The organism is Vibrio sp. CJQ_6 (assembly GCF_043106745.1).
GTDB lineage: Bacteria > Pseudomonadota > Gammaproteobacteria > Enterobacterales > Vibrionaceae > Vibrio > Vibrio furnissii.
In genome coordinates this window covers 23,904-31,745 of record NZ_JBICMV010000029.1, presented here as the reverse complement: position 1 = coordinate 31,745, position 7,842 = coordinate 23,904, and the positions used below count along the sequence as shown (strand labels likewise).

Genomic DNA, 7,842 nt, shown 5'->3' with positions numbered 1-7,842 from the left:
AAGACAGAATGGATACCAGTGTCGGGTTATCGGAGTTTTAGCGAAGCGAGAGAACATATAACTCGATATATCACAGGCTACTACAGCCAACTCAGGCCCCATCAATATAATGGTGGTCTAACACCCAATGAGTCTGAACGACTGTATTGGGAAAACTCTAAAACTGTGGCCAATTTTAGTTGACCACTACACCAACATGAAATCAGGGTTGAACACATCGAAGAAAAAGATGGTTTGTGGTACTTAGATTTTGTCAAATTTAGAGATGTTCACGGCCCTGGTAAAGGTTCTAAAGCGACTCAGGTATCTGGATTCAAATTTAAAAAGGGAGAGCTTTTTTGCGAAGAAACGGCCATGATCTATGATCCAAAGATCAACGCCATCATTATGCAATATAATCATCATGGCGTACGATACGCCGCAATTGAAGAGTATTTCAGCCGTTATACTGATGGTGCTGACAACCAATATGAGTTACAGCCGAAATATGATGAAGACGTAGAGCAAAAATTCGCCTCGCGCAAGGCAATTAAATCACTAACGCTCGCTATTGATCCTAGATTGCTTACGGAGAAAGATCATGCGGCGAAAACGGCATTAGGGACAGCGATCGATTTAGGTGATATATCTAATGCTTCAAAAATTGAAATTACAATTACAGCAGGTCGAGAAAAGAAACGTTTTCTCTCAGAAATCATAGATCAAACAATTGTAAAAGCGAAAGCTTAGCAGAGAAAAACCCTAATGCTGTTAGTAAGTTAAGGACTGGGGTAGTAGGCCCTGGTTTAGATGAAACGGTTCAAGTGTTAGACTTAATCGCGGAGCGTCTGTGTCAAGATTTTACGACAGTTCCTGTTGGCGCTGATAGAAGGTGGCCAAGAGAAGCGAGATATCAAGCTTTAGAAAAAGCTAAGCGCGGTTGGAGAAAGGTTTTAGGTTAATAAATGCACTTATATGTTGAAAAAGCATATCCGTATGTAATGGCAATTGCTGCAAGTTCTGCATGGTACATTTGTGATGGTAAGTTTCCATTAGGAAATGATGTGCTATCAGCATCATTAACTATAGGTGCCATACTGACAGGGTTTCTTGCAACGGCGAAAACTTTGTTGATGACACTTGATACGCCTGTCATGAATCGAATCAGAGAGACGAGTTACGCTGGTGATTTGGCATCCTATCTCGGTGCAGCTATTTGGCTTTGCTTTGGCTTTTGTGTATTAGCCATGGTGGGATATTTCTGTGACACTGCGTCTAAGTGGTATGGAGTGACTTGGATGTTGGTCGCTATATCAGCATCACTGGCTTTTGTTCGGGTGACTTCGATTTTAAGCATCAACCAAGTAAAGGCCGTTGATGGAAATTTTGTAAAGGTCTCCAACACTTGGATTGAATATACCAAGCGTTGGGAGTTATTCTTAAATGTTTCGTTATATTTAGTTAAGCACCATATATATCAATGGACTTGTTTTTCTTATAATTCATGTAAAGAATGTACTCTTCTCGATATCTTTCCTTTGCACCTTCATCAACTGATAAAGTAAAAACACGAGATAGTTCATCTTCTTTAATGTTGACTAAAATTGCTCTAAGTGCATCTTTCCGATTATTGAAAACAGTATATCTATTGCTATTAACCATTACATCGAGCAAAAAAGTGGATAGCGATAGGACATTTTCTACAGCGCTGGTTTTATCTGGAAATTCATTAGAACTGACATCTCTAACATCTTTTACAGATGGTAAACGTGGATTTGGAGTGATTTTTTGCGTATTACAGTTGTAGAAAATATAAGCAGAATTAATTTCTCTACTTTTTAGAAGTGTGAATTGATAACCAACCTCCTTGTTGAATTGAGAGATGTCGGCCATCTCATTAATTACTCGTTTTGCTTGAAAGTATATAGGACATACTTTTAGATAATTCGCTCTATCGTACCATTCAAGTAGCAAAGCAAAATCTGCTCCTGTTATTTTCTCTCTATTCTGAACTTGCAGTTCAATCTCATTCATTATAATGGAAATGTTATCCATATATAAGTGTTTTTCATAATCGCTCTGAATTTTTGAAGCACAGTGATCTATGTTTGATGTAAGCTTTCCAGTTAATGAAATCTCATTTCTTGGCGTTTTACATTGTTCTATAAATTTAAGTTCAGCATTTTGAATTGCTTGATACATAGCCCAAATGCCGAAATTTTCAAGAACAGTGGGACTAGAAAGAAATATATAATGATATGTTTCGAAACTAGCGTTACTTCTAGATAAATATTCTATTCTCAATTTACCTTTGGGGCGAGCTACATCAACACATGAGTCAAATACTTGTTTTGTTTTGTTCCACCATCCTGTATATAGAATATATGTATCAATAATAGCTAAAGAATCCTTATTTTTCATGAAGTTTGAGTGAACGTAGTCCTTTTTGTCAATGCTTTCAACAACTCCAAATGAGCTGCCATCAAAGTAATTCACGTAATTTCTCCAAATAATTGTAACACTGCATTAAGTAGTGAACAACATTAACGCCAAATCTAAACCATTTTGCCATAAATACTAAATTCAATCTTATAGGTCTCGTTATATATTGCTTTAATTAATTAATTTTTCACATATGTCGTAAGCCTCTTCAGTATTCATTAACGACAATGCTGATATAGCACTTTTTGCATGGTCAGACAAATTTTTAACTTTGGGGATTAACTCCGAAATCTGACTAAACTTATCGCGCTCTCCTGTATTTTGATAAAGCTTTGCACAAAATACATACGTTCCAACTCGTGAATCTTTTTGACGTATTCTCTTCATCATTTCACTGGTTGCAGGTTCGCTATTCGATATATTTTTATCTCGTTCCAAATTCTTTATATATGCTGGTATCGTAGCTATGACGAGAGCTAGTACTGCACCAATAGCTAACCCTAATCTAATTTTTTGAAGTTTTGTCACAATTAATCTCTTTTTTTACTGAAAAGCGTATAACGCTGCATTAAAGGTGTGGTTAACGCTACCACTGAACCTAAGATGCCACCGTAAACATTAAATCCAACAATGGAGTGAAAAATTTCAAGCGTTGAAAATTACTCTTAAATGCTTTTGTATATTTGTTACTTAACGTTAATGAAATTTGCTTCTGGGTACTTCTTCTTGCAAGCTAGCCGTAATTCTTTGAAAGATTTATCTAAACCCATCAAAGTTTTTTCTACATTCTCTTTGAAAATGGTCGCAGACTGGATTGCACCTTTGTATATCCCAAGCGGTAATTTTTCATGAAGTTCTTCTACCTTCAATTTTTTATTGAGGAGGCCTAATTCAGCCATTTCTGGTTGAAGTCTATTAATAAAGAAATCACTACGCACTTGAAATGATTCTAATGTCGCTAAAAAACCTGCTTGCTCATTATCTAGCCTTAACAGCATTGGTAGTTCTTCATGCAAGATTAATGTCAATTCATCAAAATCAACCCTCGAAGAGCTGTCGAAGTTTTTCTCTACTCTCATTTTGAAAGCCAATTCATAATCGTTATTATATCTTGATAAAACTAGCTTCATATTACCAATTGTATTCAACTGTCGCCCCAAATTAAATAGAGCCCGATTTAGCTTTGCAACTTCTACCGTTTTATTTTCGGAAATTAGGATTTCTCTTTTTTGTCGCTCGAGCGATGCACTATAACGAAATGCCAGATAAGCACCGAGAGCAGTACTGAATGTTACAGACACAACATTAACAAAGTAATCATAGTGCTTAGGTAGAACTTCCTCTTCAATTGCAATACCACTGAAATACCATAAATTTAGCAACGAAAGCCCAAATAGCACTCCCAATAATTCATATTTATATTGATTCAAGTAAATTTTTCCTCTCAGAATATAACGTTCTGCTAAGGGGTGAGCAACGCAATACCGATGCTACCTTAAACACGAAACGCAACGTATAGCAAAAATGCCATGCGTTGCGAATTACTCTTAAACAGCTTGCTAGGCTAAATACTATCCCAGAGGCCCAAAGCCGAGTTTTGTTGTGACATTCGATGCGCATCTTTTAATTCACGAAGTAGCGACTCATATTCACTATGTTTTGTGCCAAATATTTTAGCGGTTTCCAATAACCCATCTGTTATCGGTAGCCCGTAAGAATACCTAAATTGCCCTCCCTGACGTTTCCAGTTATCTGTGTCAGCAAGTTCATTCTTTGATAAAAACTCTCCAATAGGTGAAAGCAACACCCTAAGCTTTTCTTCATATTCAGTAGGCAAGCGTCGGCTAGACACAAAGAAACTTCGACTCTCCAACTCTGCAATATCATTCAAGTTGATTTCTCGCTTGAATACCCAAATTGAATTGTCTTCAAGGACTTCTCGACCCAAAGTATCCAGTGATTCAACAATGGCTTGAAAGTCACTTTTAATAGGCTTTAAACCATCAGCACCAAGAGCCTGAACCCTATCAGGGTTGTTTCTAATAGCTGACTGCATGAAACTTTCGGTTGTTTCCTTTACGAAAACAATTGACTCATTAATCAATGATTCTCGTAATGAATCTAAATCTCTTACTTTTTCTTCAATTTTGTCTAAAACATTTTGAACTTGAACGTCCATATTCTCTCCTGTTTAGCCTAACCGTCTATTTTAACTAGACTTTCTCTGTATAAGCCCAGAACAAAATGCAGACAGTGTCTATCTAATACACCATGCCAACCTGGGAACATTCACTCTGAATATATGTTGTTCACTACTGACAAAAGAAACGCATCAACATTAGCAAACTACAGAGCTTTGAGGTGTGATCGGTTTAGGTTTTATCACCACAATTACGCATCAATGTGCATTTTTGCGTGAGTTAAACACTGTGTTTATGTACAGTTGTGTTTTATTATTCTTGTTCATGTTGTTGAGTGAGCAGATTATGAGCATTAAGAAAGAGGGCAAAAAGTGGTTGGTTGACTTGCGGCCACAAGGTCGGAACGGTAAGCGCTACCGCCGCCAGTTCGATACCAAGTTTGAAGCCATCCAATATGAAAAGCATGTGCTGGCGACGGCCCATGATAAAGAGTGGTTAGAAAAGCCTGCCGATCGCCGCTCTTTAAGTGAGCTGATTGCACTGTGGTGGAAGTACGAAGGGCAATCGAAGAAAACCGCCGAAGCCTACCTGAAAGAAGTGAAGTTGGTCGACAAGGAACTCGGCTTTCCTAAAGCGCACCAGATCACCCACAAACTGCTGGCAGATTACCGAATGGCGCAGCTCAACAAGGGCAGGGCGATGACTACCTTTAATCGCAAAATGAACTGTTTGAGCAATGTGTTTACCGCGCTCATCGCGGTGAAGGAGTTCCACAACCCGCATCCGGTTTCTGGCTTTAAGCTGAAAGTCCCCAAAACGCGCGAAATGGCATTTCTCTCGGTTGATGAAATGAATCACTTGCTCAGTGTGCTTTCCGGCGATAGCTACAAGGTTGCCAAGCTCTGTTTGGCAACAGGGGCCAGATGGGGCGAAGCGGAGGAGTTAAAGGGCAGCACGGTCAGTCATTGCAAAGTGACCTTTCTCGATACCAAGAACGGGAAAGACCGCACGGTGCCGATCAGCCAGGAACTGCAAGATGAAATCGTCACAGGCAAATCTGGCCGACTCTTCAAAGATTGTTATGCCGAGTTTTACGTGCAGCTCAAACAATGCAATTTCGATTTACCCAAAGGGCAGGCCGCCCATGTCCTTCGCCACACATTCGCCAGCCACTTTATGATGAACGGCGGCAACATCCTCACACTGCAAAAAATACTCGGCCACGCGACGATTCAACAAACGATGACCTACGCGCATTTCGCGCCGGATTACCTGCAAGACGCGGTCAGATTCAACCCTTTAAACAGCCTTTAAAGTGGCCGGAAAATGATCCACAAATTGACCACATAGACTATACATCGATACATATAAACGTGATTGGGTATGTCTGGAGGCATTGAAAACACTATGGTTTCGTAGGTATGGCGGGAATAAAAAACCCGCCAAAGGGCGGGTTTTAAACTCAAGCATCAGACTTATTTTTTGCCTTGATGAATCAGTTTGTCTTGTTCGGTCAGCTCGCGAATGCGACGGCTGATTTCACGGCGTTCTTTTGAGATTTCTGCACTTTTGATGATGTGGTCGTCCACACGATCTTCGTAATCCGCTTTCATGTTTTTCACAATCGCGATCACTTCTTCCTGAGTCATGTCAGGTTTGATGTAATCCACAAGGTTTTCTAGCAGATCAACACGTTTACGGTTGTCACGAACTTTCTTTTCGTTGTCTAGAAGTTCACGTTTTAGTTTGTTTTTGCGGCGAGCCAGACTCACGATTTCAAATACGCTGTTCATAGGTCCCTTTTCCTAAAATGAATGCAACTGTCAATGATTAAAACACAACATCAAGGCTCATAACAGCCTTTAGATCAAACCTGACGACACCTTGACCAATAAATAGTCACTCGGTCTTCGCAGAGATTGTACTTGCCTGAAATTGCGCTATATCATGGGCTCCATTGATGACGAAACAATGATTCGAGCATGCAACCTTCAGAAATTGTTGTTCCCCAACTCGACGAGCAATCGGCCGAGCCAGATTTGCGGCCAAAACTGCGTCAAGCCTATATCAGCGAACGGCAACGCCTTGAATTAGTAGAAATTGAATTAAACCGTTCTAAAGTTATCATGATTGATGAAAACGGACGCATTGTGCGATTTTCACCGACTTCAGAACATTAAGAATGGGAGACGAGGCTAGCCTCGATAAAAGAAGGAAACGAAAATGAGTAACGAACTTTCCCCGCTAGAGGCCCGTGTCATTGGTTGCCTGATTGAAAAGGAAATTACCACCCCAGATCATTACCCGCTCACGCTCAACAGCTTGACCACTGCGTGTAATCAGAAGAGCAATCGCGAACCTGTGTTGTCGTTATCGGACGCGGATGTGCAAGATACGGTTGAAGCATTGATTGCGCGTCGTTTGGTGAGTGACGAAAGTGCGTTTAATAGCCGCGCCTCAAAATACCAGCACCGTTTTTGCAATACCGAATTTGGCGACTTGAAATTGAATGAGCAAGAGCTTGGCGTGGTCTGCTGTTTGCTCCTGCGCGGCGCGCAAACGCCGGGTGAGCTGAGAACGCGCACGAACCGTTTATGCAATTTTACTGACGTAAAAGAAACTGAAGCGGTGCTGGAAGCGCTGGCCAATCGCTCATTGGTAGTGAAATTGCCACGTGAACCGGGCAAGCGTGAGTCTCGTTATCAGCACCTGTTTTCTGGCGATGTGGATGTTGATGCATTGGCAAGCTTTGCCGACAGCGAACCGTCCAACTCACAGCTTGAAGCGTTAGAGCAAGAAGTGGCGGCGCTGCGAGACGAAGTGGCGGAACTGCGCGCGTTGATCGAACAAAAGCTGTAACCGCTTCGGCATGAACGAAGACATCTCGAGTCCGAGCTGGTGGATTTATCTGGTTCGGACTTCCAGTAACGCGCTGTATTGCGGCATCACGACGGATGTCGCACGGCGCTTTACTCAGCATCAAAAAGGGCAAGGTGCCAAAGCGCTGCGGGGCAAAGGACCGTTGACGCTGGCTTGGCAACATGAAATTGGCCCAAGCAAAGGTGAGGCGCTCAAACTGGAGTACCGCATCAAGCAGCTCTCTAAAGTACAAAAAGAGCGTCTGATCTTGGATCAGCATCCACTGCCTTCACTGAATTAAGTCCCCAATCATTTTTGCCTTTTGACAGGCGAAATTCGATTCTCTGTATTAATCTTTATCCATATCAATTGTTTTAAGAGTGAAGTTTCATAATAAAATCCATTAGCCTAGCTAATGGGT

Annotated in this window: 10 protein-coding genes and 1 pseudogene; 6 read left to right on the top strand and 5 right to left on the bottom strand. The window is 41.0% G+C overall.

What is annotated here, in order from left to right; genetic code table 11:
- Both ACF8PK_RS17685 and ACF8PK_RS17680 read left to right on the top strand, forming a co-directional pair.
- Positions 1 to 183, top strand: a pseudogene (locus ACF8PK_RS17685) (IS3 family transposase); the annotation flags it as partial.
- An 18-nt stretch (positions 184 to 201) separates the two neighbouring features.
- Entirely contained in the window at positions 202 to 729 is a 528-nt protein-coding gene (locus tag ACF8PK_RS17680) for a DUF6731 family protein (RefSeq protein WP_392442808.1), read from the top strand.
- 711 nt (positions 730 to 1,440) lie between these two features.
- Here the strand turns inward: ACF8PK_RS17680 and ACF8PK_RS17675 are convergent.
- The 4 genes from ACF8PK_RS17675 to ACF8PK_RS17660 all read right to left on the bottom strand — a co-directional run bounded on the left by ACF8PK_RS17675 (position 1,441) and on the right by ACF8PK_RS17660 (position 4,600).
- Positions 1,441 to 2,475 (bottom strand): hypothetical protein, encoded by a 1,035-nt coding sequence (locus tag ACF8PK_RS17675; protein ID WP_392442805.1) that lies wholly within the window; start codon positions 2,473 to 2,475, stop codon positions 1,441 to 1,443.
- Between the two features lie 117 nt (positions 2,476 to 2,592).
- Positions 2,593 to 2,949 carry a hypothetical protein gene (locus tag ACF8PK_RS17670; RefSeq protein ID WP_392442803.1) on the bottom strand — a complete coding sequence of 119 codons (357 nt, stop codon included), beginning with the start codon at positions 2,947 to 2,949 and terminating at the stop codon, positions 2,593 to 2,595.
- A gap of 158 nt (positions 2,950 to 3,107) precedes the next feature.
- Positions 3,108 to 3,851, bottom strand: coding sequence for a hypothetical protein (locus tag ACF8PK_RS17665; protein ID WP_392442800.1), 744 nt, complete (start codon positions 3,849 to 3,851; stop codon positions 3,108 to 3,110).
- A gap of 134 nt (positions 3,852 to 3,985) precedes the next feature.
- The gene (locus tag ACF8PK_RS17660) at positions 3,986 to 4,600 is read right to left on the bottom strand and encodes a hypothetical protein (RefSeq protein ID WP_392442797.1); all 615 of its coding nucleotides are present in this window, start codon (positions 4,598 to 4,600) and stop codon (positions 3,986 to 3,988) included.
- Between the two features lie 307 nt (positions 4,601 to 4,907).
- Between ACF8PK_RS17660 and ACF8PK_RS17655 the strand changes: the two genes are divergently transcribed.
- On the top strand, positions 4,908 to 5,876 hold the full coding sequence (locus ACF8PK_RS17655; RefSeq protein ID WP_392442795.1) for a tyrosine-type recombinase/integrase: 969 nt from the start codon (positions 4,908 to 4,910) through the stop codon (positions 5,874 to 5,876).
- Between the two features lie 161 nt (positions 5,877 to 6,037).
- On the opposite strand, the gene ACF8PK_RS17650 is transcribed toward ACF8PK_RS17655, so the two are convergent.
- On the bottom strand, positions 6,038 to 6,355 hold the full coding sequence (locus ACF8PK_RS17650; protein ID WP_004726770.1) for a DUF496 family protein: 318 nt from the start codon (positions 6,353 to 6,355) through the stop codon (positions 6,038 to 6,040).
- A gap of 189 nt (positions 6,356 to 6,544) precedes the next feature.
- On the opposite strand from ACF8PK_RS17650, the gene ACF8PK_RS17645 reads away from it, so the two are divergent.
- From ACF8PK_RS17645 to ACF8PK_RS17635, 3 genes are read left to right on the top strand one after another with little or no spacing between them, the layout of a single operon-like run.
- The gene (locus tag ACF8PK_RS17645) at positions 6,545 to 6,742 is read left to right on the top strand and encodes a hypothetical protein (RefSeq protein WP_392442793.1); all 198 of its coding nucleotides are present in this window, start codon (positions 6,545 to 6,547) and stop codon (positions 6,740 to 6,742) included.
- Positions 6,743 to 6,785: 43 nt separating this feature from the next.
- Complete coding sequence (locus ACF8PK_RS17640; RefSeq protein ID WP_004726766.1) at positions 6,786 to 7,421, top strand: YceH family protein; 636 nt, start codon at positions 6,786 to 6,788, stop codon at positions 7,419 to 7,421.
- Positions 7,422 to 7,431: 10 nt separating this feature from the next.
- Positions 7,432 to 7,722 carry a GIY-YIG nuclease family protein gene (locus ACF8PK_RS17635; protein WP_232658979.1) on the top strand — a complete coding sequence of 97 codons (291 nt, stop codon included), beginning with the start codon at positions 7,432 to 7,434 and terminating at the stop codon, positions 7,720 to 7,722.
- Positions 7,723 to 7,842: the final 120 nt, after the last annotated feature.

Bases quoted from the DNA above. Each gene is read 5' to 3' on its own strand.
- ACF8PK_RS17660 (WP_392442797.1), bottom strand. From the start codon at position 4,600: ATGGACGTTCAAGTTCAAAATGTTTTAGACAAAATTGAAGAAAAAGTA.
- ACF8PK_RS17655 (WP_392442795.1), top strand. From the start codon at position 4,908: ATGAGCATTAAGAAAGAGGGCAAAAAGTGGTTGGTTGACTTGCGGCCA.
- ACF8PK_RS17650 (WP_004726770.1), bottom strand. From the start codon at position 6,355: ATGAACAGCGTATTTGAAATCGTGAGTCTGGCTCGCCGCAAAAACAAA.
- ACF8PK_RS17645 (WP_392442793.1), top strand. From the start codon at position 6,545: ATGCAACCTTCAGAAATTGTTGTTCCCCAACTCGACGAGCAATCGGCC.
- ACF8PK_RS17640 (WP_004726766.1), top strand. From the start codon at position 6,786: ATGAGTAACGAACTTTCCCCGCTAGAGGCCCGTGTCATTGGTTGCCTG.
- ACF8PK_RS17635 (WP_232658979.1), top strand. From the start codon at position 7,432: ATGAACGAAGACATCTCGAGTCCGAGCTGGTGGATTTATCTGGTTCGG.